General features: G+C 68.6%; 18 protein-coding genes and 1 pseudogene. 11 read left to right on the top strand and 8 right to left on the bottom strand.

Going from position 1 to position 22,467, the window contains the following annotated elements; translation table 11 throughout:
- Window positions 1-829 precede the first annotated feature (829 nt).
- Window positions 830-1,271: pseudogene (locus JWS13_RS46615) on the top strand (IS110 family RNA-guided transposase); the annotation flags it as partial.
- Between the two features lie 317 nt (window positions 1,272-1,588).
- A complete protein-coding gene (locus JWS13_RS20685) occupies window positions 1,589-2,731 on the top strand; it encodes an RNA-guided endonuclease InsQ/TnpB family protein (protein ID WP_206007289.1) in 1,143 nt (380 codons plus the stop codon).
- Window positions 2,732-2,898: 167 nt separating this feature from the next.
- On the opposite strand, the gene JWS13_RS20680 is transcribed toward JWS13_RS20685, so the two are convergent.
- Genes JWS13_RS20680 through JWS13_RS20670 form a run of 3 tightly spaced genes read right to left on the bottom strand, consistent with a single transcriptional unit; the run spans window position 2,899 to window position 5,646 of the window.
- Window positions 2,899-3,792, bottom strand: a complete 894-nt coding sequence (locus JWS13_RS20680; RefSeq protein WP_206007288.1) for a metal ABC transporter permease — start codon at window positions 3,790-3,792, stop codon at window positions 2,899-2,901.
- Window positions 3,789-4,667, bottom strand: a complete 879-nt coding sequence (locus JWS13_RS20675; RefSeq protein WP_206007287.1) for a metal ABC transporter ATP-binding protein — start codon at window positions 4,665-4,667, stop codon at window positions 3,789-3,791. The genes JWS13_RS20680 and JWS13_RS20675 overlap by 4 nt, the downstream gene beginning before the upstream one ends.
- A 13-nt stretch (window positions 4,668-4,680) precedes the next feature.
- Entirely contained in the window at window positions 4,681-5,646 is a 966-nt protein-coding gene (locus tag JWS13_RS20670) for a metal ABC transporter solute-binding protein, Zn/Mn family (RefSeq protein WP_206007286.1), read from the bottom strand.
- Between the two features lie 137 nt (window positions 5,647-5,783).
- Between JWS13_RS20670 and JWS13_RS20665 the strand changes: the two genes are divergently transcribed.
- Complete coding sequence (locus JWS13_RS20665; RefSeq protein ID WP_206007285.1) at window positions 5,784-6,872, top strand: LacI family DNA-binding transcriptional regulator; 1,089 nt, start codon at window positions 5,784-5,786, stop codon at window positions 6,870-6,872.
- 13 nt (window positions 6,873-6,885) lie between these two features.
- Here JWS13_RS20665 and otsB read toward each other — a convergent pair whose 3' ends face one another.
- Both otsB and kstR read right to left on the bottom strand, forming a co-directional pair.
- Entirely contained in the window at window positions 6,886-9,426 is a 2,541-nt protein-coding gene (gene otsB / locus JWS13_RS20660) for a trehalose-phosphatase (RefSeq protein ID WP_206007284.1), read from the bottom strand.
- A gap of 68 nt (window positions 9,427-9,494) precedes the next feature.
- Complete coding sequence (gene kstR / locus JWS13_RS20655) at window positions 9,495-10,133, bottom strand: cholesterol catabolism transcriptional regulator KstR (RefSeq protein ID WP_005566090.1); 639 nt, start codon at window positions 10,131-10,133, stop codon at window positions 9,495-9,497.
- A gap of 94 nt (window positions 10,134-10,227) precedes the next feature.
- Between kstR and JWS13_RS20650 the strand changes: the two genes are divergently transcribed.
- The 6 genes from JWS13_RS20650 to JWS13_RS20625 all read left to right on the top strand — a co-directional run bounded on the left by JWS13_RS20650 (window position 10,228) and on the right by JWS13_RS20625 (window position 17,245).
- Complete coding sequence (locus JWS13_RS20650; protein ID WP_206007283.1) at window positions 10,228-12,390, top strand: acyl-CoA dehydrogenase family protein; 2,163 nt, start codon at window positions 10,228-10,230, stop codon at window positions 12,388-12,390.
- A gap of 83 nt (window positions 12,391-12,473) precedes the next feature.
- Entirely contained in the window at window positions 12,474-13,514 is a 1,041-nt protein-coding gene (locus tag JWS13_RS20645; RefSeq protein WP_206007282.1) for an acyl-CoA dehydrogenase family protein, read from the top strand.
- Window positions 13,499-14,650, top strand: a complete 1,152-nt coding sequence (locus JWS13_RS20640; RefSeq protein WP_206007281.1) for an acyl-CoA dehydrogenase family protein — start codon at window positions 13,499-13,501, stop codon at window positions 14,648-14,650. The genes JWS13_RS20645 and JWS13_RS20640 overlap by 16 nt, the downstream gene beginning before the upstream one ends.
- A gap of 14 nt (window positions 14,651-14,664) precedes the next feature.
- Window positions 14,665-15,660, top strand: coding sequence for a bifunctional MaoC family dehydratase N-terminal/OB-fold nucleic acid binding domain-containing protein (locus JWS13_RS20635; protein ID WP_206007280.1), 996 nt, complete (start codon window positions 14,665-14,667; stop codon window positions 15,658-15,660).
- The gene (locus JWS13_RS20630) at window positions 15,657-16,079 is read left to right on the top strand and encodes a MaoC family dehydratase (RefSeq protein ID WP_206007279.1); all 423 of its coding nucleotides are present in this window, start codon (window positions 15,657-15,659) and stop codon (window positions 16,077-16,079) included. Before JWS13_RS20635 ends, JWS13_RS20630 begins: the two co-directional genes overlap by 4 nt.
- On the top strand, window positions 16,076-17,245 hold the full coding sequence (locus tag JWS13_RS20625; RefSeq protein WP_206007278.1) for a lipid-transfer protein: 1,170 nt from the start codon (window positions 16,076-16,078) through the stop codon (window positions 17,243-17,245). The genes JWS13_RS20630 and JWS13_RS20625 overlap by 4 nt, the downstream gene beginning before the upstream one ends.
- Here JWS13_RS20625 and JWS13_RS20620 read toward each other — a convergent pair.
- Together JWS13_RS20620 and JWS13_RS20615 are read right to left on the bottom strand one after the other, a co-directional pair.
- A complete protein-coding gene (locus tag JWS13_RS20620; protein ID WP_206007277.1) occupies window positions 17,217-18,326 on the bottom strand; it encodes a flavin-containing monooxygenase in 1,110 nt (369 codons plus the stop codon). The genes JWS13_RS20625 and JWS13_RS20620 overlap by 29 nt on opposite strands.
- A 108-nt stretch (window positions 18,327-18,434) precedes the next feature.
- Window positions 18,435-20,075: a helix-turn-helix transcriptional regulator gene (locus JWS13_RS20615; RefSeq protein WP_206011673.1), complete on the bottom strand. Its 1,641-nt coding sequence runs from the start codon at window positions 20,073-20,075 to the stop codon at window positions 18,435-18,437.
- Window positions 20,076-20,224: 149 nt separating this feature from the next.
- On the opposite strand from JWS13_RS20615, the gene JWS13_RS20610 reads away from it, so the two are divergent.
- A complete protein-coding gene (locus JWS13_RS20610; RefSeq protein WP_124396275.1) occupies window positions 20,225-21,181 on the top strand; it encodes an ATP-binding cassette domain-containing protein in 957 nt (318 codons plus the stop codon).
- Complete coding sequence (locus tag JWS13_RS20605; protein ID WP_124396276.1) at window positions 21,178-21,996, top strand: ABC transporter permease; 819 nt, start codon at window positions 21,178-21,180, stop codon at window positions 21,994-21,996. The genes JWS13_RS20610 and JWS13_RS20605 overlap by 4 nt, the downstream gene beginning before the upstream one ends.
- Window positions 21,997-22,008: 12 nt before the next feature.
- On the opposite strand, the gene JWS13_RS20600 is transcribed toward JWS13_RS20605, so the two are convergent.
- Window positions 22,009-22,437 (bottom strand): ester cyclase, encoded by a 429-nt coding sequence (locus tag JWS13_RS20600; protein ID WP_206007276.1) that lies wholly within the window; start codon window positions 22,435-22,437, stop codon window positions 22,009-22,011.
- Window positions 22,438-22,467: the final 30 nt, after the last annotated feature.

Here is a 22,467-nt window from a genome sequence, read left to right as displayed (position 1 = left end):
TGGAGATTGCGTTCCACCCGTGCGACGGGTCTTCCTCGGAAGCCCTCGCTGCTGTCCGTCTGGAGGCCTGGCTATCGGACCGCATGCCGACTGCGACAATCCCCAGAATTTCGGATGCGGATTGCAGTCGCAGAATTCCTACTCAGGCGTCGTAATTTCGGCAATCGGTGAATCTCCCGACAGCGTAGTGAGCGACGATCGCTTCGCCGTCCTGAGTGAGATGGAGATCGATAGTTGACGTGCGTTGGTGTCGGATTTTCGTGGGGGTAGTACGTGCACGGTGTCGGTTGCGATCGAGCCGGGGATTCTCGAGTTCATGATCGGGTACAGCGAACTGGAGGATTTCACCACTGTCGAGGCGGCGTGTGATCCGTGAGTCTTTCGGCGCAAACCCGGTCCTTCAGGTCTGGGATAGCCGATCTGGTTTTGAGTACATATCGGAGGTCAAGCCACGTGGCGGCTCGGAGGCTTGGTCTTGGCGGGCCGGGCTGTTGGAGCGCATCGCGACTCTTGGGACTCCTGGCCCGCCGCCTGCTTGCGGCGCTCACCCATCCGCTTGTATCGGACGCTGTCGCGCCGCCGCGGGTCGATCTTGTAGCGCGCCTTGACGATGGCCCGGCCTCGGCCTCGGTGATGTGGGTGCCGTCGACGTCCCGCAAGGCGTACGGCCGGCCGGTGCGTATGCAGGCGGCGATCCGGGTGACCAGATCGGTGGCCAGATGACAGATCGCAGACTCGTGATGCCGGTCGCCGACCATCAACCGCTGGTACTTCGCCGCGAACTGGGGATCGACCCTGTGGGCCTGGTCGGCAGAGGTGCACAACATGACGACTGGTCAAGCAGCGTTCCACGATGGTCAAGCCCGGGTTGCGGTCTATGCCCGGCTCGATGCGTTGGCCGAGTTGCTCGGGCCAGCGTGGTATGCGGTACTCGGGTCCAACTACAGCATCGCGGCGCTCGAATTCCTGGCCCGCTATGGCGATCCGCATGCCGTAATCCGGTTAGGCCGAGCGCGGCTGACCAGGTTCCTGATCGCCCGGTCCCGCGGCGCGACGATCACGCCGCCGGGCTCATCACCGCGGCCCGAGAGGCCCTCGCCCTATGGGGCACCAGCGACGGGTCCGACGATATGGACTTCGCCGAGCTCGCTGAGGACATCGCCCGCGAAGCCGAACAGGCACTGTTCCTGACCCGTCAGATCAAGCAGATCGACGAGCGAGTCGCGAACCTCTACGCCGACGCCGACGCCGACCCGGCCAGCTGCGCCGCCGAATGCGCACACTGGGTCAGGTCGAAGGCTTCCCAGATCTCCATCACTTCCCTGGCACACGTGGTCATGGGGTTCCTTCGGTCGGTTGGTTTGCGCGGCAAACCAAGCCAACTCGGCGAAGGAACCCCGCCCGGTATTTACGCCTGCGTGTCAATCAGCTGTTTCGTGGCCGCCGACCCGGAATTCTCGTGTCCACTGATCCGGAGAAACCGTGTCCGCCCAACTGGAGCGAACTGACCGCCTACAAGGAGTCTGACGTGTCCGTTGGCAACTCCTTCCGAGGCTAGATGTCGGACTGTGTGGCTAGTGTCTGGGTTATGGCGGGGAGGGTGGTGAAGCGGGCATTCAAATACCGTTTCTATCCGACTGCGGTGCAGGCGGAACAGCTCGCGCGAACGTTCGGGTGCACCCGGTATGTCTACAACCGGGCGTTGGCGGAGCGGACGCGGGCCTGGTCGCAGGAACAGCGGCGAATCACCTACGCGGACACCTCGACGATGCTCACCGGATGGAAGCGCGATGCCGAGACCACGTGGTTGGCGGAGCCGTCGAAGGGGCCGTTGCAGGAGTCGCTGCGGCAATTGCAGGGCGCGTTCGAGAGGTTCTGGCGCGGGCAGTCCTGCTACCCGCAGTTCAAGAAGAAGGGGCAGTCGAAGGATTCGGCGACCTACTTCTCGAACTGCTTCACCTACCGGGGCGGGCAGATCCGGTTGGCCAAGCAGTCCGAACCCCTGGATATTCGGTGGTCGAGGCCGCTGCCGGAGGGGGCTGTGCCGTCGCAGGTGACGGTGTCGCGCAATGCTCGCGGTCAGTACCATGTTTCGATCCTCGTCGAGGACACCATTCCCGAACTCGAGCCGGTCGATCGGGTGGTCGGGCTCGATGCCGGGATCACCAGCCTCTACACGCTCTCGACGGGGGAGAAGATCACCAACCCACGCCACGAGCGCAGGGACCGTGAGCGGCTGGCGAAGGCGCAACGGGTGCTGGCCAAGAAGCAGAAAGGATCGCGGAACCGGGCCAAGGCCCGACTGAAGGTCGCGAAGATTCATGGCCGGATCGCCGATCGGCGTCGCGATTATCTGCATAAACTCTCCACTCGTTTGGTGCGCGAAAATCAAGTGATCGCCATCGAGGATCTGAGTGTGCGGAACATGGTGAAGAATCGGTCGTTGTCGCGGGCGATCTCGGATGCGGGTTGGTCGGAGTTCCGGTCGATGCTCGAGTACAAGGCCGTCTGGTACGGGCGGCGGGTGGTGGCGGTCGACCGGTTCTTTCCGTCGTCGAAGACCTGCTCGGTGTGCGGGGTGATCGCGTCGGCGATGCCGCTGGATGTGCGGGAGTGGGCGTGCCGGTGCGGCGCCGTCCACGACCGGGATGTGAACGCGGCGAGGAATATTTTGGCCGTCGGACTGGCGGTGGCAGCCTGCGGAGACGGTGTGAGACCGCCTCGCACATGAAGTGTGGGGAGGCGACTGTCTGTGAAACAGGAACCTCGGGACGTGAGTCCCGAGGGGAATCTCGGTCGTTCACGGCCGAGAGGACGTCAACAGGCGACGAAGGTGGCGACGACGACGCTGGCGCCGTATTTCCCCGACCACCTGTAGGCGGCTTGCATCGATCCGGCTCAGTGCGTGTGTGCGTGGGTGTGGGCGATGCGTCCGGCGTTCTTTCGTCGTGAGGACCCGCTGAGTCGGCAGGCGAGGTAGATGACGAACGAGATCGTGGTGACGAAGCTGGACACGGGCACGCCGGGTGCGAGGGACAGCAGGATGCCGCCGACGGCGGCGAGTTCGGCGAACACGATCGACAGGATGGTCGCCTTGAGGGGGCTGGCGGTGACGTAGGCGGCGGCTGCGGCGGGGGTGATGAGCAGTGCCATGACGAGCAGTGCGCCGACGATCTGGACGCCGAGGGCGGCGGTGATGCCGACGAGGACGGCGAACACGATCGACAGGGCGCGCACGGGGACGCCGCGGGCTTCGGCGACGTCGGGGTCGGTGCTCGCGAAGAGGAGGGGACGGTAGATCAGGCCGAGGACTCCGATGACGAGTACGGCGCAGAGCAGCAGCAACTGCAGGCCGCTGTTGCCGGGTGCGACGATCTGGCCGATCAGCAGCGAGAAACTGGTGCCGGTGCGCCCTTGGTACGACCAGATGAACAGCACGGACAGACCGAGTCCGAACGCCATGATCACGCCGATCACGGAGTCGCGGTCGCGGGCCTTCGCGCCGAGTAGCCCGAAGAGGACGGCCGCGACCACGGAACCGGCGATGGCGCCCGCCCCGACGCTGACGCCGATGAGCAGGGCTGCGGATGCGCCGGTCAGGGACAGCTCGCTCGTGCCGTGCACGGCGAACGACATCTGCCTGCTCACGATCAGTGGCCCGATGGCTCCTGCGAGGAGGCCGAGGATGGCGCCGGCGATCAGGGCCTGCTGCACGAAGTCGTATTGCAGGAGGTCGACGGTGGCGGAGACGTCGAACATGCGTGACATGGCGTCGGTGAACTTGTTGCTCATGCGTGTCCCTCGTCGGTGTGGTGCACACCCTCGCCGGGGCGGAGGCCGCCCGCGCTGCCGAGTGCGTCGATGGCGTCGCCGGTGCCGATCACGACGAGGCGGCCGCGTACGTGCAGCACCTCGACGTCGGTGCGGTACAGCTCGGACAGCACCTCCGACGTCATGACCTCTTCGGGCTTGCCGATGCGGAACTGGCCGTCGACGAGGTAGAGCACGCGGTCGACGAGGGGGAGGATCGGGTTGATCTCGTGGGTGACGAACAGGACGGCGGTGTCGTGGGTGCGGCGTCGCCGGTCGATGAGTCCGGACACGAGATTCTGGTTGGCCAGGTCGAGGCTGAGCAGTGGTTCGTCGCACAGCAGCATCTGCGGGTTGCCGACGAGGGCCTGCGCGATCCGCAGCCGCTGCTGCTCACCACCGGACATGGAACCGATGGGCGCGTCCGCGTAGTGCTGGGCGCCGACCTCGGCGATCGCCGCGTCGACGATGGCCCGGCGCCGGCCGCGGCGGAGGAGACCGGTTCCCCACTGGTGGCCGTCGACGCCGAGCCCGACGAGGTCGCGGCCGCGGAGCGGCAACCCGTCGTCGAGCGACTTCTGCTGGGGGATGTACCCGACGTGCGAATTGCCCTTCCGCGCGGGGGTTCCGGCGATGCGCGCGGTGCCGGAGCTGAGGGCGAGTTGACCGAGCAGCACCTTGAGCAGCGACGTCTTGCCCGACCCGTTGGGTCCGAGGACGGCGACGAATTCGCCGGGTTCCACGGTGAGGTCGAGGCCCTGCCAGAGTGTGCGTTCGCCGAAGGACAGTCGCGCCCCCGTCAATTCCAGTGCGGGGACGCGACCGTTGCCGGCGTTCTTCGAAGTGGGTTCTGTCACAAGCCGATCAGTTCTATTGCAGAGCCGCGGCAAGCGACTCGGCGGTGTTGGTCTGCCACTGAATGTAGTCCAGGCCTTCGGGCAGGGTTTCGGTCACCTCGACGACGGGGATGTCCGCAGACTCGGCCGTGGCGCGCACGTCCTGGGTGACCCGGTCCTGCGTCTGCACGTTGTAGACGAGGGCCTGCACCTGCTTGCCGGTGAGCAGTTGCCGGGTCGCGGCGATGGCGGCGGGCGCTGGGTCGTTGCCGTTCTCGATGGCGCTCGTGAAATCGGGCGGGGTGACGTCCTTCAGACCTGCGGACTGGAGCAGGTAGTAGGCGATCGGTTCGGTCTGCGCGACGGGCGCGTCCTTGTGCGCTGCGGCGATGCCGTCGGTGATCGCGGAGATCTGCTCGAGCTGACCGTGGAAGGCGGCGGCGTTGGCCTTGTAGGCGTCGGCGTTGCCGGGATCGAGTTGGCCGAGTTTGTCGGCGATGGACTGCGCGGTGGCGTCGACGGTGTCGACGTCGAACCAGACGTGTTCGTTGACGTCGCCGTGGTCGTGACCCTCATGCGAGTCACCGCCGTCCGAGTCGCCGCCGTCCGAGTGCTCGCCCGCGTGCGCGCCGCCCTCGAGCAGGTCGAACGCGTTGACCGTGAGCTGGTCGCTGTTGCCGGTGCCGATGATGTCGTCGACGAAGTGGTCGTATCCGCCGCCGTTGTAGACGATCAGGGACGCGTCGGTGAGCTTGGCGGCGTCGGTGGGGCTCGCCTCGAAGGAGTGCGGGTCGGACGACGGCTCGGTGATGATCGAGGTGACGTCGACCTTGTCGCCGGCGACGGCCTGGGCGACGCTGCCCCAGACGTTCGTCGACGCGACGACGGTCAGGGTGCCGTCGCCGGTCGTGTCGGAGCCGCACGCGGTGAGGGTGAGGGCCGCGGCGAACGACAGCCCGACGGCCGCCGTGGCAGCCCGAAAACCTGAGGAAGCGCGCATAGAGAACTCCTGACAGAACGAATCGCTAAACGCTATTGGAAACCGTTACCGTTGCACTTTAGCGGATCGGTCCTGGTAGTGCACTTTCGGTGCAGCCCCGACGAGCCCGAACCCGCGCCAGGTACTAACGTCCCCCTATGCCCAGGTCTCGACAGCCACGTCGCCAAGCCACGCTGGCGTCGCTCGCGGCCGAGCTCAATATTTCGCGAACGACGGTGTCCAACGCCTACAACCGGCCGGATCAACTCTCCGCCGAACTCCGCGACCGGGTGCTGCAGGCGGCGAAGCGCCGCGGCTACCCGGGTCCCGACCCGGTGGCCCGGTCGCTGCGCACCCGCAAGGCCGGGGCCGTGGGACTGCTGCTCACCGAGGCCCTCAGCTACTCCTTCCGCGACCCCGCCGCCATGAGCTTCCTGTCCGGGCTGGCCGAGTCGTGCGAGGCCGCCGGGCAGGGGCTGCTCCTGATCCCGGCGGGCCCGGGCCGGGAGGAGGCGGACGCCGCGGCTGTCGTGCAGCAGGCGGGCGTCGACGGGTTCGTCGTCTACTCGGTGGCCGACGACGACCCGTACCTCGCGGCGGTATACGAGCGGCACCTGCCGATGGTCGTGTGCGATCAGCCGCGGGAGATCCCCGGTGCGTCGCTCGTGGGCATCGACGACCGCGGCGCGATGCGCGGTCTCGCCGACTACCTGATCGGCCTCGGCCACCGCGACATCGGCGTGCTGAGCATGAGGCTGGGACGCGACCGCTCGGACGGGGTCGCCGACGCGGAGCGTCTGCGGTCGCCGAACTTCCACGTCCAGCGCGAACGCATCGAGGGCGTGCGCGACGCCATGTCCGACGCAGGCCTGGACCCCGCCACCCTCACCGTCATCGAGCGGTTCGAGCACACCGGGAAGTCGGGGCACGCCGGTGCCGCGCAGGCGCTCGGCGTCAATCCCCGGATCACCGCGCTCGTGTGCACCACCGACGTCCTCGCGCTCGGTGCGCTGGACTGGGCGCGCTGGCAGGGCATAGACGTGCCCGGCCAGCTGTCGGTCACCGGATTCGACGGCGTCGACGACGCGCTGCGCGAGGGCCTGACCACGGTGCGGCAACCCCAGGAGGAGAAGGGGCGCAGGGCAGGCGCGCTGCTCATGTCCCCGTCGCACTCCGGGGTCGCGACCGTCGAGATGCTCGAGACCGAACTGCTGCGCGGTTCGACGGCCGGGCCCGCCAGACGCTGACCCGGCCTCCGGCTCAGGCCAGGAGCTGGGCGCAGCGCAGCAGGCCCAGGTGGCTGTACGCCTGGGGGTGGTTGCCCAGCGACCGCTCGGCGACGGGGTCGTACTCCTCGCTGAGCAGGCCGGTCGGTCCGGCCGCGTCGACCAGTTGCGCGAACAGCGCCTCCGCCTGCGACCGCTGACCGATCAGCAGGTACGCCTCCACCAGCCAGGCGGCGCATAGGTGGAACCCGCCCTCGGTGCCGGGCAGGCCGTCGTCGTGGTGGTACCGGTACACGGTGGAGCCGCTGCGCAATTCCGCCTCGGTGGCCGTGACGGTGGCCGCGAACTTCTCGTCCGACGGGTCGATCAGCCCGGACAGTCCGATGAACAGGGTGGCGGCGTCGAGGTCGGTGCCGTCGTAGGCGGCGGTGTACGAGCGGACCTCGTCCTTCCAGCCCTTCTCGCGCACCTCCTCCGCGATCTTGTCGCGCAGCGGTGTCCAGCCGGGTTCGACGTCGCGGCCGAAGTGCTCGGCGAGCGTCACCGCACGGTCGACGGTGACCCAGCCCATCACCTTGGAGTACACGTGGTGCCGCGGGTTGTCGCGGATCTCCCAGATGCCGTGGTCGGGTTCGAACCAGCGTCGTTCGACGGCTTCGACCATGGCGCAGACCAGTTCCCAGTCGCGGTCGTTGAGCGCCACCTCGACGCCCTGCTTCTCGCGGGCGTGGGACAGGTCGTGGATGAGTTCGACGATGGGTCCGAACACGTCGAGTTGCACCTGCTGGTTGGCCGCGTTGCCGATGCGGACGGGACGCGAGCCGGCGTAGCCGGGCAGCGAGTCGATGACGGCCTCGGGCGGCAGACCGCCACCGTGCAGCGTGTAGAGGGGGTGCAGGCGTTCGGGGCCGGGCAGCGTCTCGAGGACGTCGTGCACCCAGTCCAGATAGCCCTCGGCCTCGCTGAGCGAACCGAGGCTGACGAGCGCGGACGCGGTGAGCGCCGCGTCGCGCAGCCAGCAGTACCGGTAGTCCCAGTTGCGGACGCCGCCGATCTCCTCGGGCAGCGACGTGGTGGCGGCCGCCATGATCGCGCCGGAGTCCACGTGCACCAGACCGCGGAGAGTGAGCGCGGAACGTTTCATCAGATCGGGTTTCAGCGTGGGCAGGGTGAGGCTCTTCGCCCAGTCCGACCAGTACGATTCGGCCAGCGCGCGGCGTTCCGCCTCTGGGGTCTCGGACGGACCGAGTTCCTCGGTGCCGCAACGCAACTCCAGGACGACGTCGCCGCCGGACGGATCGACGACGGCGTGCGCGGTCTGCTGGTTGCCGTCGGAGGTGACGTTCCATTGCACGCCGGGGGAGCGCAGCACGATCGGCTCGTTGGTGCCGTGCACCCGCAGCCCCTCGGAGACCGCCTCGAGGATGACCTGGCCCTGACCGAACTCGGGCCGCGGTGCGAACGTCACGACGGCGGCGGCCTGCCCGCTGATCACCCGGGTGAGGTCGGTGCGGCCCAGACGGACGTCGTGCGGCAGGTAGTCGGTGACGGAGAGGCTGGCCCATCGGGTCTGCACGGTCATCGTGCTGTCGATGTACCGCTGGCTCAGCGGCAGGGCGCTGCGGTGCGGGCCGACGCTGAAGTGGCCGGCCTCCGGTCCACCGAGCAGGTGTGCGAAGACGGACGCGGAGTCGGGTTCGGGATGACACAGCCACGTGAGGGTCGCGTCGGGGGTGACCAGGGCGACGGTCCGCGGGCTGGCGAGCATGGTGAGGCGCTCGATCGGCGGCGCGTGGGCCCCGGACAGCCAGGTGCGGCGCTCCTCGAGCAGGAACGCGAGGGCGGCGGCGACGTCCTCGGTGCTCGACACCCGGAATTCGGCGAGGCTCTCGCCGGGACCGACCTTCACGCCGAGGTCGGGGCCCTGGAGACGCGCGAACGCCTTCTCGTCGGTGACGTCGTCGCCGACGAACACCGCCGCGGTCGCGCCGTCCTGGTGGCGGATCAGGTCGAGGGCGTGGCCCTTGTCGGTGGCGACGACGGCCAGTTCGATGACGGACTTGCCCTCGGTGACCTGCACGCCCACCCGCTGTCCGGCGTCGGCGCGCACCGCGGCCAGCGCCTGGGCGCCGTCCTCGGCGTCGGCGTTGCGGACGTGCAGGGCGACGCTCGCCGGCTTCGCCTCCACCGACGTGCCGGCGTGCAGGGCGGAGATCCGCCTGAGTTCCTCGGTGATCTCGCCGAGAAGTTTCTTGGCGTCGGCGTCGATCGCGTGGATGAACCCGATGTCGAATTCCGAGCCGTGGCTGCCGACGAGTTGAACCTCGGCGGGCAGCCGCGACAGCGCGGCGAGGTCTTTGAGCGCCCGGCCCGAGATCACGGCCGCCGTGGTTCCGGCGAGGCTGGCCAGGGCGCGGAGAGCGCGCACCGATTCGGCGTGGGGAAACGCCTTTTCGGGATCGGAGACGATGGGAGCCATCGTGCCGTCGTAATCGGACGCGACGAGCAGGCGAGGGGTCCGCGCGACCCGGGAGAGGGCACGACGAAGTTCGATGGGCAGATCATGGGCGCTCACACGTTCAAATCTAGGGGATGTGACGGCTGTGAGCGCGTTCTCGGCCGGGGCTGTGCCCCGATCGGGTCCTATTCGGGTCTGCGGCTCCCGTCACCGAGCAGCAGTTCGACGGTGAGTTCGAGCCGATTCGCGACATCGGTCGCGGACGAGCGGCGTGTGAGCCAGGCCACCAGGTTCGACAGCCACACGTCGGAGATGACGCGGGCGACGGCCAGCTGGTCCTCGGTGGGTTCGGTGTCCGTCATCGCGCGGGCGAACAGCCGGTCCATCAGCTTGCCCACCTGATCGACCTCGGCGGCGGCGGACGCGTCGGCGAACATGAACGCGCGCGTCATGGCCTCGGTCAGCAGCGGGTCGCGCTGCATGGCCCGGGTGATCTGGCTGAGGATCAGCTGCATCCGCTCGAGCGGGTTCCGGCCCGGCGGGTTCTTTCCGCGGGAGTCGATCCGCTCGAACTCGCGGGCGAGCGCCGACACCAGCAGGTGCACCTTGGACGGGAAGTACCGGTACAGCGTTCCCACGGCGACGTCGGCGCGTTCGGCGACGGCCCGCATCTGCACGGCTTCGTATCCGCCCTTGGACGCCAGGGCCAGGGTCGCGTCGAGGATCCGCTTGCGCCGTTCCTTCTGCGCGTTGGAACTGAGATCGTCCTCGCCCAGCGTCGCCGCAGCGACCGTCGTGGACCGTGATCGAGAGCTGGTCGTCATTACCTGTTTTCCTTCGCGCCTTGACTCATGGCCAGGTGTCATATTAGAACACGTTCTAGACGAATGTGTCATTCAGGAGAGGCGGATACCCGTTGTGACTATCGCCACCACCGAGGAACAGAAGGCTGCAGCGGGTGCGATCCAGGCTTGGGCGCGGTCGACGGACCCGCTGGTCACAGTACGGCAAGGACCAGCAGATTCGTGGCACACGTCATGGCCGTCCTTCTCTTCGCTCGGAATTTTCTCGGTCGCCGTGCCCGAAGAGGTCGGTGGGTCGGGGGCGGAGATCGTCGATCTCGCCGCGATGCTCGAACAGGCCGCGACCGAACTCGTCCCGGGTCCTGTTCTCCCCACCGCACTGGCCGCTCTCGTCGTCGGGCGCAGCTCCGGCGCCGCCGCGAAACGATGGTCCGAGGACCTCGCGGACGGCGCGATGCCGTGCGCGGTGGCTCTCGGCAACTCCCCGGTGAACGCAACCCTCGGCGCCGACGGCCGGTTGACGGTCACCGGCGACGCCGGCTTCGCGATCGGCGGCGACGCGGGAGTGACCGTGCTGCTGCCTGCCGACACGGGCGAGCAGGTCGTGTGGTGCCTGGTCGACGGTGAATCCGAGGGTCTCGACATCACGGTCGCCGACACGATCGACAAGAGCCGGCCGCTCGCGCGGGTGCGGTGCGACGGGGTGGCGGTGGCGGCCGACCGCGTGGTCACGGGGGTGCGGGACGGGCTGGTCTCCGACCTCGCCGCGACCCTGGCCGCCGCGGAGGCGTCCGGCATCGCGGCCTGGTGTCTGCGAACGGCGGTGGAATACGCCAAGATTCGCGAGCAGTTCGGCAAACCGATCGGATCGTTCCAGGCGATCAAGCACCTGTGCGCGGAGATGCTGTGCCGCGTCGAACAGTCCGGGGCCGCGGCGTGGGACGCGGCCGTCGCGGCGGAGGAGGCGTGGAACGCGGACGGCGGCGAGCTGCCGGTCGCGGCCGCGGTGGCGGCGACGATCACGCTCGACGCCGCCGTCGAGACCGCCAAGGACTGCATCCAGGTGCTCGGCGGCATCGGCTTCACGTGGGAGCACGACGCCCACTTCTACCTGCGCCGGGCGACGTCGCTGCGGCAGCAGCTCGGCGGCTCCGCCCGCTGGCGGTCGCGGGTCACGGAACTGACCCGGGCAGGCGCCCGCAGGCACCTGTCGATCGACCTGACGGGCCTCGGCGACGAGCGGGCACGGATCCACGCCGACATCGCACAGTTGGTGGCCCGGCCGGAATCGGAGCGACGCGCGGCCCTCGCCGAGTCGGGGTACCTGGCCCCGCACTGGCCCGCGCCCTACGGGCGAGGTGCGCGCGCCGCGGAGCAGATCCTGATCGAGGAGGAACTGGCGGCCGCCGGGATCGGCAGACCCGACCTCGTGATCGGCTGGTGGGCCGTGCCGACCATCCTCGAGCACGGCAGCGCCGAGCAGATCGAGCGTTTCGCCACCCCGACGCTGCGCGGCGAGATCATCTGGTGCCAGCTGTTCAGCGAACCCGGCGCCGGCTCCGACCTCGCGGCCCTGCGGACGTCGGCGGAGAAGGTCGACGGCGGGTGGCGGCTGAACGGCCAGAAGGTGTGGACGTCGAGGGCGCAGGAGGCGGACTGGGCGATCTGCCTGGCGCGCACCGATCGGGAGGCGCCCAAACACAAGGGCATCAGCTACTTCCTCGTCGACATGACGAGCCCCGGCATCACCATCTCGCCGCTGCGCGAGATCACCGGCGACGCCCTGTTCAACGAGGTGTACCTCGCGGACGTGTTCGTGCCGGACGACCTGGTGGTCGGGAATCTCGGCGACGGCTGGAAGCTGGCCCGCACCACGCTGGCGAACGAGCGGGTCGCGATGGGCGGGGGCTCCTCGCTCGGTGCGGCGATGGAGGAACTGCTGGCACTCGCGGGCGACGGAGACCCGGTCACCGACGACACGCTCGGCCGGCTTATCGGCAACGCGCTCGTCGGCTCGCAACTGGAACTGCGCACCACCCTCCGGCAGCTGGACGGCCAGGACCCCGGACCGGAATCGAGCGTCCGCAAGCTGGTGGGCGTCCGTCAGCGACAGGCGGTCGCGGAATTCGCGATGGAACTCGGCGGCACGGACGGCTGGGTGGAGGGTCCGCTCGCGCGCGAGTTCCTGAACACCCGCTGCCTGTCCATCGCGGGCGGAACGACGCAGATCCTGCTGACCGTGGCGGCCGAGCGGATTCTCGGGCTGCCGCGCGGCTGAGCCGGGTCGCGCTCGGCCTTCCGCGGGGTCCGGGATGGTGATACAACTAGAACACGTTCTAAATCGAAAGTGGGATTGTCAGCGTGGACTTCACTCGAGACGAAACCCAAGAGGCCGTGGCCCAGGTCTCGGCCGGACTGCTGGCCCGCGACCTCGACGGCGACGCCCTCTGGGCCGCCTTCGCCGACGCCGACCTGCTGACCCTCGCCCTGCCGGAACGTCTCGGTGGTGAAGGGCTCTCGGTCACCGACGTCGGTGCGCTGCTCACCGAGGTCGGGCGGAAGGCGGCCCAGGTGCCGGCCCTCGCGACGCTCGGATTCGGGGTGCTGCCCATCGTCGCGCTGGGCGACGACGCGCAGCAGGACGCGCTGCTCACCGGTCTCGCGGGCGGCCGCACGTTCACCGCGGCGCTCGCCGAACCCGGGGCACAGTTCCCGGCACGGCCGTCGGTGACGGCGGTCGCGGACGGCGACGGCCACTCCGTCACCGGGCGCGTCCTCGCGGTCCCGTACGTCGAGCAGGCGCACCGGATCCTGGTGCCGACGGACACCGGGGTGGTGCTGGTGGATCCGGGCGCGGACGGCGTCACGCTCGCGCCGACGCCCTCGGCGTCGGGCAGCCCCGAATTCGCGGTCACGTTCGACCGGGCCCGGGGAGAACTGCTCGCGGCCGGGAACGACGCGGTGCAGACGCTCTACCGGATCGCGCTCGCGTCGATCGGGGCGGTGGCCGACGGACTGCTCTCCGGTGCAACGGTTCTGGCGGGTGAGCACCTGGCCACCCGGCGTCAGTTCGGCAAGCCGCTCGCGACGTTCCAGGCCGTCTCGCAGCAGATCGCCGACGTCTACGTCACGTCCCGCACCCTCCACGTGTCGGCGCTCGCGGCGTCGTGGCGGGTGTCCGAGGGTCTGGACGCACAGGACGATCTGGACGTGATGGCCTACTGGATCGCCGCCGAGGTGCCCGCCGCGATGCAGGTGCTGCACCACCTGCACGGCGGCATCGGCGTCGACGTGACGTACCCGCTGCACCGCTACTACTCGACCGCCAAAGACCTGGCCCGCCTCGTCGGCGGCGCCTCGTACCGACTCGACCTCGTGGGGGCCCGGTGTTCATCGATCTGACCGACGAGCAGCGGGAGCTGCAAGCGGAACTCCGGCGCTACTTCTCCGGGCTGATCTCCCCGGCCGAGGCGGAGGTGATGCGCACCGAACGCCACGGCGCCACCTACCGCGAGGTCATCCGCCGGATGGGCAAGGACGGCTGGCTCGGGGTGGGCTGGCCGGTGGAGTTCGGCGGCCGCGGTTTCGGGGAGATCGAGCAGCAGATCTTCGTGAACGAGGCTGTGCGCGCCGATGTTCCGCTGCCGTCGGTGACGTTGCAGACGGTCGGGCCGACACTGCAGACCTACGGCACCGAGGAGCAGAAGCGCAAGTTCCTGCCCGCCATCCTGGCGGGCGAGGTGCACTTCGCGATCGGCTACACCGAACCCGAGGCGGGTACCGACCTGGCGGCGCTGCGGACCACGGCCACCCGGGTGGGGGACGAGTACATCGTCAACGGCCAGAAGATCTTCACCACCGGCGGCCACGACGCCGACTACCTGTGGCTCGCCGTCCGCACCGGCTCGGCCGACTCGCGGCACCGCGGCATCTCCATCCTGATCATGGACACCAAGGACCCCGGTTACAGCTGGACGCCGATCATCACGTGCGACGGCGCCCACCACGTCAACGCCACGTACTACTCCGACGTTCGGGTGCCCGCGAACATGCTGGTGGGCGAGGAGAATCAGGGCTGGCGCCTGATCACCACCCAGCTCAACCACGAGCGCGTCATGCTCGGGCCCGCCGGCCGGGTCGGGGGTCTCTACGACCGGATCCGCAACTGGGCGGCCGCGCACGACCTGCTCGGCGAACCGGACGTGCGGCGCGTGCTCGGCGAGATCCACGCGACGTACCGCCTCAACGAACTCCTCAACTGGCAGGTGGCGTCCAGTGAGTCGGACGCCGTCGACGTCGCCGACGCGTCCGCGACGAAAGTGTTCGCCACCGAACGCATTCAGCGCATCGGCCGGCTCGCGGAGGAGATCGTCGGACGTTACGGTGACCCGTCCGAGCCGGCGACCGCCGACCTCGTGACGTGGCTCGACATGCAGGTGAAGCGCAACCTCGTCATCACGTTCGGCGGCGGGGTCAACGAGGTGATGCGCGAGCTGATCGCGACAGCCGGCCTGAAACTTCCCCGAGTCCCGCGATAGGAGCGCCGCGCGAAATGAGTTCCGAACAGATTCTCGCTGCCGCAGAAGAGGTCCGGTCGGCGGGCCCGAGCGCTCCCCGGCCCGGACGGGACCCGATCAACCTGCCGATGATCCGCAACTGGGTGGAGGCGATCGGCGACAAGAATCCGATCTACGTCGACGAGGCGGCGGCGCGGGCCGCGGGACACGACGGCATCGTCGCACCGCCCGCGATGGCACAGGTGTGGACGATGCAGGGCCTGAACGCCGTTCGGCAAACCGACGACCCGCTCGGGCGCATGACGACCATCCTCGACGAGGCCGGGTTCACGTCCGTCGTCGCCACCAACTGCGATCAGGTCTACCACCGCTACCTGAAAGTCGGCGAGGAGGTCACCATCACCACGACCCTCGAGGACGTGGTCGGCCCGAAGAAGACGGGCCTCGGCGAGGGCTGGTTCTTCAACACCCGCAGTGTGTGGCGCGACGCCGCAGGCGAACCGGTGGCCGAGATGCTGTTCCGGATCCTGAAGTTCATGCCGAAAACCGATAGGCCGGGGCCGTCGGGGAACGGGCAGGGTGCGTCCTACGACGACCTGGACCCGTCGAGGATGATGCGGCCCAGCGCCTCGCAGGACACCCAATTCTTCTGGGACGGCGTGGCCGCGCACGAACTGCGGATCCAGCAGCGCGAGGACGGGACGCTGCAGCACCCGCCGGTGCCCGCGCTGTGGAAGGACAAGGCGGAGACGACGGATTACGTCGTCGCGTCGGGCCGCGGCACGGTGTTCAGTTACGTCGTCCACCACGCGCCGAAGGTCCCGGGACGCTCGCTGCCGTTCGTGGTGGCGCTGGTCGAACTGGAGGAAGGCGTCCGCATGCTCGGCGAACTGCGCGGGGTCGCGCCCGCCGACGTGACGATCGGGATGCCGGTGGAGGCCATCTACCTCGACTTCCCGGGCGACGACGAGACGGGCGGCGCGCCGTGGACCCTGTACGCCTGGCAGCGCGGAGCGAAGGAGCGGTCATGACGTCCACTCTCGATGTCGTCGTGGGAACGACGCTTCCGGAACTGTCCGTCACCGGCGACCCGACGTTCGTCGTCTCGGCCGCGCTGGCGACGCGCGACTTCCAGGACGTCCACCACGACCGCGACCTGGCGCAGCAACGCGGATCGAAGGACATCTTCGTCAACATCCTCACCGACACCGGTCTGGTGCAGCGGTTCGTCACCGACTGGGCGGGACCGACCGCGGTGATCAAGTCGATCGCGCTGCGCCTCGGGGTTCCGTGGTACGCCTACGACACGCTCACGCTGAGTGGCACGGTGGCGTCTGTGGACGACGGGGTCGTCACGCTCGACGTCGTCGGGAAGAACGGTCTCGGCGACCACATCACGTCGAAGGTGACTCTCGTCCTGGACGGACGCACGAACGGAGCGGGTGCATGAGCGGGCTGTCGGGCAAGGCTGTCATCGCCGGGATCGGCGCCACCGACTTCTCGAAGGACTCGGGCCGCAGCGAATTACGGCTCGCGGCGGAGGCGGTGACGGCGGCGCTCGAGGACGCCGGGCTGACACCCGCGGACGTCGACGGCCTGACGTCCTTCACGATGGACACCAACACCGAAGCAGCCGTGGCCCGTTCGGTCGGCATCCCGGACCTGAAGTTCTTCAGCCGCATCCACTACGGCGGGGGTGCGGCGTGCGCGACCGTGCAGCAGGCCGCGATGGCCGTGGCCACCGGCGTCGCCGACGTGGTGGTGGCGTACCGGGCGTTCAACGAGCGGTCGGGGATGCGGTTCGGTCAGGTGAACTCCGGGCTGGTGCAGCAGGTGAACTCGTCCGGCACCGACAACGCGTTCTCCTACCCGCACGGCCTGTCGACGCCTGCGGCGTTCGTCGCGATGGTCGCCCAGCGGTACATGCACGAATACGGCTCCACGAGTGAGGACTTCGGACGGGTCGCGGTCACCGACCGCAAGCACGCGGCCACCAATCCGAACGCCTTCTTCCACGGCAAGCCGATCACCCTCGAGGACCACCAGAATTCCCGGTTCATCGCCGAACCGCTGCACCTGCTCGACTGCTGTCAGGAGTCCGACGGCGGCATCGCGATCGTCGTCACGTCGCCGGAGCGGGCGAAGGATCTGAAGCAGAAGCCGGCCGTGATCGCGGCGGCGGCCCAGGGGAGCGGCAGCGACCAGTACATCATGACCAGCTACTACCGGCCCGAGCTCGCGGGACTGCCCGAGATGGAACTGGTCGGCAGGCAGCTGTGGGATCAGGCCGGACTCGGACCGCAGGACATGGATCTGGCAATCCTGTACGACCATTTCACACCATACGTACTGATGCAGCTCGAAGAACTCGGCTTCTGCGGTCGCGGCGAGGCGAAGGACTTCATCGCCGACGGCACCATCGACCTCGACGGCAGCCTGCCGCTCAACACCCACGGAGGCCAGCTCGGGGAGGCCTACATCCACGGCATGAACGGCATCGCCGAGGGCGTGCGGCAGATCCGCGGTACATCCGTCAACCAGATCTCCGGTGCGCGGAACGTCCTCGTCACCGCGGGCACCGGGGTGCCTACGTCGGGGTTGGTGCTGACGGCCTGACACCGGCCCGCGACTGCCTGCGCGCAATGTGTTTCGCGACGTACCCGGCGTCGCGGCCCACGCCGCCGGTGAGCATCGACGCGAACGCCTGCAGGAACGGCAGTCCCACGAAATACAGTCCCGGATGGTCGGGTGAGACTCCACGGGACTGCTCGGGCCACCCGTCCGCACCGGTAACGGGGATCTGGATCCAGGTCGTGTCCTTGCGGAACCCGGTGCACCAGATCACGTTGCGGACGTCGAGTGCGGTGCCGTCGTCCAGGACCGGTCGGCCGTCGCGGACGTCGGTGACCTTCGCGGGGAAGTGCTCCACACCGGCCGCGGACAGGTCGGCCCGCTTGACCCGCAGCAGTGGGCCGCCGCCCGAGCGGACGTGGGCGCGCATCTTCCGGCCGACGGGGGTGCGTTCCGTCAGAACGTGATTCGCCATGAACCACATGATCGGGATCACGACGTGCGCGGCGCGTCCCTCGAGGTCGAACGGCACCTCACCGCGGACGGGACCGCAGATCGTGGTGCGGTGCGAACGCGACGCCTCCAGGGCGATGTCCGCGCCGGAGTGGCTGCAGCCGACCACCAGCACCGGCCCGTCCTGCAGTTGGGAGGGATTGTGGTAGTCGCTGGAATGCAGTTGCCGGATCCGGGGGTCGAGGCGGTCGGCGAGGTCGGGGATGACCGGGGTCTGCCAGGTGCCGGACGCGACGACGACGTTGCCGGCCTCGTATCGGTCCGTTCCGGCGGTGACGACGTAGCGGTCGCCGAGACGGGTCAGCCCGTCCACGGTGACGCCGGTCCGCACCGGCAGCGCGAACCGTTCCGCGTAGGCCTCGAAGTAGTCGGCGACCTCGTCCTTCCCCGGCCACGACCACGCGGGGGCGGGGATTCCCCAGCCGGGCAGCCCGTCGTACTGTGCGGGACTGTAGAGCCGGAGCGAGTCGAACCGTTCCCGCCACACGTCCCCGACGCGGTCGTGGGCGTCGAGAATCACGAACTGTTGCCCGCGTTCGGCGAGGTGGTAGCCGGTGGCGAGGCCGGCCTGCCCGGCACCGATCACGATCGTGTCGAAACGTTCCGTGGACATGGTGTGCCTTCTTCCCTCGGCGTTCGGTGGTTGTCCTCAACGCTATGAGTGGACCGATCCGGGCGCGTCGGGAGAAAGGCGCAGATACGTACGACCGTATGGGTACTTTCATGCAGACGGGCCGACGAGGTGATGCTCGTAGGCATAGGCGGTGGCCGCCGACCGCGACGAGATCCCCAGTTTGACGAAGATGTTGCTCAGGTGGCGTGCGACCGTCTTTTCGCTGAGGAACAGTTCCGTCGCCACCGCCCGGTTGCTCTTGCCCGCCGCGACGAGGCGCAGCACGCACACTTCACGCGGGGTCAGCGGAGTGGAGTCCGCGGAGTCGGGGCTGAATTCCACCCGCAGTCGCTCGAGGTCGGGGAGCGCGCCCAGTTGCCGGTACGTGGCGGACGCGAGGTCGTGCTCCATCTGCGCGGTGTCGTCGTCGCCGAGGTCGCGGCACACCAGCGCGACCGACTCCCGGACCCGCGCGCACTCGTAGGGCGCGCCGATCTCCTGCCAGCGCCGCCACGCGTCGCGCAGGACGGTCAGCGCGTCGCTGCCCCGGCCCTCTGCGTGCAGCACCGATCCCGAAGCCTGCGCGGCCAGGGCGCACAGATAGGGAATCGCGAACCGGGTTGCCGTCGAGTCGAGTTCGTCCGCAGCGGACCGCGCCGCCGGGACGTCGCCGGCGACGAGCAGGATCTCCACGCACGCGGGCAGCAGCCGGGCGCGTTCCACGGCGCCGGTGGCTTCGTCCACCGCGCAGCGGATCGACGCGGCCGCGCTGCCGACCCGCCCCTGCGCCATCCGCAGCAGCGCGAGTCCGGGTTGTGGACGCCTGCCCAAGCGGTTCGCCTCCAGGAACAACTTCTCGGCCTGCGCGACCTCGCCGCGCAGGCGGTGGAGGTCGGCCATCACGTAGGCGGCGGACCCGGCCGCGGGTTGCGCGCCGAGTCGTTTGTGCGCCCGCCGCGCCGAGTCCATCGCCGTCGGCCAGTCGCCCTGCAGTTGCAGGATCTCGGCACGGTGGACGAGGCACTGGCCGCGGTAGGGGACGAGGCCGGGTTGCGAAGAGCACCACTCCTCCAGCGCCACAGTCCATTCCCTCGACCGCCGGAGGTCGCAGATGTTCTGGCACTGCTCGATCACGGCGCAGTACACGATCCCCGCGACCACCGGGGACACATTGTCGGACGTCACCCCGACCATCGCCTCGTCGAACGCGGAGACCGCCTCCTCGACATTCCCCAGCAGGACGAGCGAATGACCGGTGCCCAGCACCCCGAGCGTCGTCAGATCCGGGTCGGCGAACCGGATGCCGACGTCCGTGATCGCGCGGAAGATGTCCCGGGCCGCGGTGCCGTCGCCGTCGTCGATCCGGCGCAGCCCCTGCGGCACCAGCAGGTAGCCACGCTCCGCGCAGTCCACACCCGCGGTGTCGAGCAGTCGCTGGGCCTTGCCCAGCCAACCGCCGCCGCGGGCGTGCTCGCCGCGCATGAGCAGGCCGAACGAGAGCCAGAACGCGCACCGCGCCGAGCGCACCGGTCGACCCGTCCGGGTCCACTCGCGCACCGCCCGCTCCCACCACTCGGTGCTGGCGTCGTCCTCACCGAGCAGGTAGGCGGCGGTGGCGAGCAGTTCGAGGTCGGCACCGGGCAGCGGGTCCTGCCGATCGGCGCTCGACAGGCGTGCGTACGTGTCGCGCCAGTCTCCCCGCTCGAAGGCCGCACGGCCCGTCCGGAGTTCCGACGCCGCATCCGACATCATGGTCTCCTGCCGAAGATCTGCGCGCTGACCTGCTCGAATTTCAGCCTACCGCCGCACAGGGCCTGCCCGGAACGGCGAATATTCCCCTGCACCTGTCGGTGCCTCGAGTCACACTGGGTCGACACGCCAACGGATGGGAACTTCTGATGGTCGATGCGATAACGGCAGAGGGTCTGGTCAAGAAGTACGGCAAGGTCACAGCGCTGGACGGGGTCGACCTCGCGGTCCCCTCTGGAACGGTCATGGCCCTGCTCGGCCCGAACGGCGCAGGCAAGACCACGGCGGTGCGGGTCTTCACCACCCTCCTCGTCCCGGACGCAGGCCGCGCGCAGGTCGCCGGTCTCGACGTCGTCCACGACGCGCGGGTGCTCCGGTCCCGGATCGGCGCGTCGGGGCAGTACGCGGCCGTCGACGAGTACCTCACCGGTTTCGAGAACCTCGACATGGTCGGGCGGCTCTACCACCTCGGGGCCAAACGCAGTAAGGCGCGAGCCCGCGAACTGCTCGAACAGTTCGACCTGGTCGAGGCGGGCGATCGCCCCGTCAAGGGCTACTCGGGCGGCATGCGCCGGCGTCTCGACCTCGCCGGAGCGCTGGTGGCCGAGCCGGAAGTGCTGTTCCTGGACGAACCGACCACCGGACTCGACCCCCGCGCCCGGCTGGCACTGTGGGACGTCATCGACAACCTCGTCGCCAGGGGCACCACCCTGCTGCTGACGACGCAGTACATGGAGGAAGCCGAGCGCCTCGCCGACCAGATCGCGGTGATCGACCACGGCTCCGTCATCGCCCGCGGAACCGCCGACGAACTGAAGGACCGCGTCGGTGGTGAACGCATCGAGCTGAGCGTCCGCGAGGGCGTCGACCTCTCCGTGGTGCGCGAAGAACTGGCCCCCCTCGCCGCCGGCGACATCCTGGTCGAAGAGAACGTCCGCCGGGTGACGGTGCCGGTGTCCGGCGGCGCCGATGCCCTCGTCGAGGCACTGGGCCGACTCTCGAACAGGGGAGTGAAAGTGTTCGACGTCGGTCTGCGCAGACCGACCCTGGACGACGTCTTCCTCACCCTGACCGGACACGAAGCCGAAGAGGAGCAAGTCTCATGAGCGCCCCACAGACGGCGTCCGTGCACACCGCGCTCGCGGACGGGCTCACGATCGCCAAACGCAACATGATCAAGATCAAGCGCGTCCCCGACCTCATCGTGTTCACCACGTTGTCGCCGATCATGTTCGTGCTGCTGTTCGCGTACGTCTTCGGCAGCGCGATCCAGGTTCCCGGAATGTCCTACCGCGAATTCCTCATCGCCGGAATATTCACGCAGACAGTCATCTTCGGGGCCACCTGGACGGGCCTCGGGATGGTCGAGGATCTGCAGAAGGGGATCATCGACCGATTCCGGTCGCTGCCGATGGCTCCGTCCGCCGTGCTCCTCGGCCGCACGTCCACGGACGTCCTGATCAACATCGTCAGCCTCGTCGTGATGTCGCTGACCGGTCTGATCATCGGGTGGCGCATCCACTCGAGTCTCGGCGAAGCGCTCCTCGGCTACCTGCTCCTGCTGTTGTTCGCCTACGCCCTGTCCTGGGTGATGGCGGTGGTCGGACTCTGGATCCGCACTCCGGAGGTGTTCAACAACGCCAGTTTCATCGTCATCTTCCCGCTCTCGTTCATCGCGAACACGTTCGTCGAGACCACCAACCTGCCCGGTCCGCTCAAGGTGATCGCCGAATGGAACCCGGTGTCCGCGGTGACACAGGCCGTGCGGGAACTGTTCGGAAACACCAACCCGGCCATGACCGTTCCCGACGCCTGGCCGTTGCAGCACCCGATCATCGCCTCACTCCTGTGGTCGGCGGTGCTGCTGGTGATCTTCGTGCCGTTCGCGATCCGGCGGTACAAGAAGGCCGTCAGCCGCTGAGCGCGGGTCGGTCTATCGCGCCGCGACAGGGATCACCCCCAATTGCTGGAGCATGGTGAGGACGTCCTTGTCCGACCACTTCTCCGCGATTCGACCGTTCTCGATGCGGTGGATGACAGTGGCGGTCATCTCCATGCGGTTCCCCGTCGCGGGAATTCCGGGAAGATCGCCCGTGTGCGTGCCGGAGCACAGCAACCGGGTGACGACTTTGTCGCCCTCGGCAACCTGATCTTCTATCCGGTGAGTGCCCGGTGTGGCCTCCCAGAACAGCCGGAACTCCCGTTTCAGTCCCTCACGCCCCGGTGCTTCGATGCCGGGAAACGGCGCCGGTGAATGGTCGAGATAGTTTTCGTCGACGAGTTCGTCCAGCACGTCGATATTGCCTGCGTCGATCTCGGTGTAGAAACGCCGGATCAATTCCTTGTTCGTTTCCAGTGACATGACTCCATTGTCTGCCCGTCACGGCGCGGC

It is taken from the genome of Rhodococcus pseudokoreensis (assembly GCF_017068395.1).
In the GTDB taxonomy this organism is placed as follows: domain Bacteria; phylum Actinomycetota; class Actinomycetes; order Mycobacteriales; family Mycobacteriaceae; genus Rhodococcus_F; species Rhodococcus_F pseudokoreensis.
Note: the sequence above shows the minus strand (reverse complement) of the source record. Positions and strands in the feature narration are given on the sequence as shown.

What these genes read in the sequence shown, in the direction of transcription:
- JWS13_RS20685 (WP_206007289.1), top strand. Translation starts at nt 1,589, where the DNA reads ATGGCGGGGAGGGTGGTGAAGCGGGCATTCAAATACCGTTTCTATCCG.
- JWS13_RS20680 (WP_206007288.1), bottom strand. Translation starts at nt 3,792, where the DNA reads ATGAGCAACAAGTTCACCGACGCCATGTCACGCATGTTCGACGTCTCC.
- JWS13_RS20670 (WP_206007286.1), bottom strand. Translation starts at nt 5,646, where the DNA reads ATGCGCGCTTCCTCAGGTTTTCGGGCTGCCACGGCGGCCGTCGGGCTG.
- JWS13_RS20665 (WP_206007285.1), top strand. Translation starts at nt 5,784, where the DNA reads ATGCCCAGGTCTCGACAGCCACGTCGCCAAGCCACGCTGGCGTCGCTC.
- kstR (WP_005566090.1), bottom strand. Translation starts at nt 10,133, where the DNA reads ATGACGACCAGCTCTCGATCACGGTCCACGACGGTCGCTGCGGCGACG.
- JWS13_RS20635 (WP_206007280.1), top strand. Translation starts at nt 14,665, where the DNA reads ATGAGTTCCGAACAGATTCTCGCTGCCGCAGAAGAGGTCCGGTCGGCG.
- JWS13_RS20630 (WP_206007279.1), top strand. Translation starts at nt 15,657, where the DNA reads ATGACGTCCACTCTCGATGTCGTCGTGGGAACGACGCTTCCGGAACTG.
- JWS13_RS20625 (WP_206007278.1), top strand. Translation starts at nt 16,076, where the DNA reads ATGAGCGGGCTGTCGGGCAAGGCTGTCATCGCCGGGATCGGCGCCACC.
- JWS13_RS20620 (WP_206007277.1), bottom strand. Translation starts at nt 18,326, where the DNA reads ATGTCCACGGAACGTTTCGACACGATCGTGATCGGTGCCGGGCAGGCC.
- JWS13_RS20615 (WP_206011673.1), bottom strand. Translation starts at nt 20,075, where the DNA reads ATGTCGGATGCGGCGTCGGAACTCCGGACGGGCCGTGCGGCCTTCGAG.
- JWS13_RS20610 (WP_124396275.1), top strand. Translation starts at nt 20,225, where the DNA reads ATGGTCGATGCGATAACGGCAGAGGGTCTGGTCAAGAAGTACGGCAAG.
- JWS13_RS20605 (WP_124396276.1), top strand. Translation starts at nt 21,178, where the DNA reads ATGAGCGCCCCACAGACGGCGTCCGTGCACACCGCGCTCGCGGACGGG.
- JWS13_RS20600 (WP_206007276.1), bottom strand. Translation starts at nt 22,437, where the DNA reads ATGTCACTGGAAACGAACAAGGAATTGATCCGGCGTTTCTACACCGAG.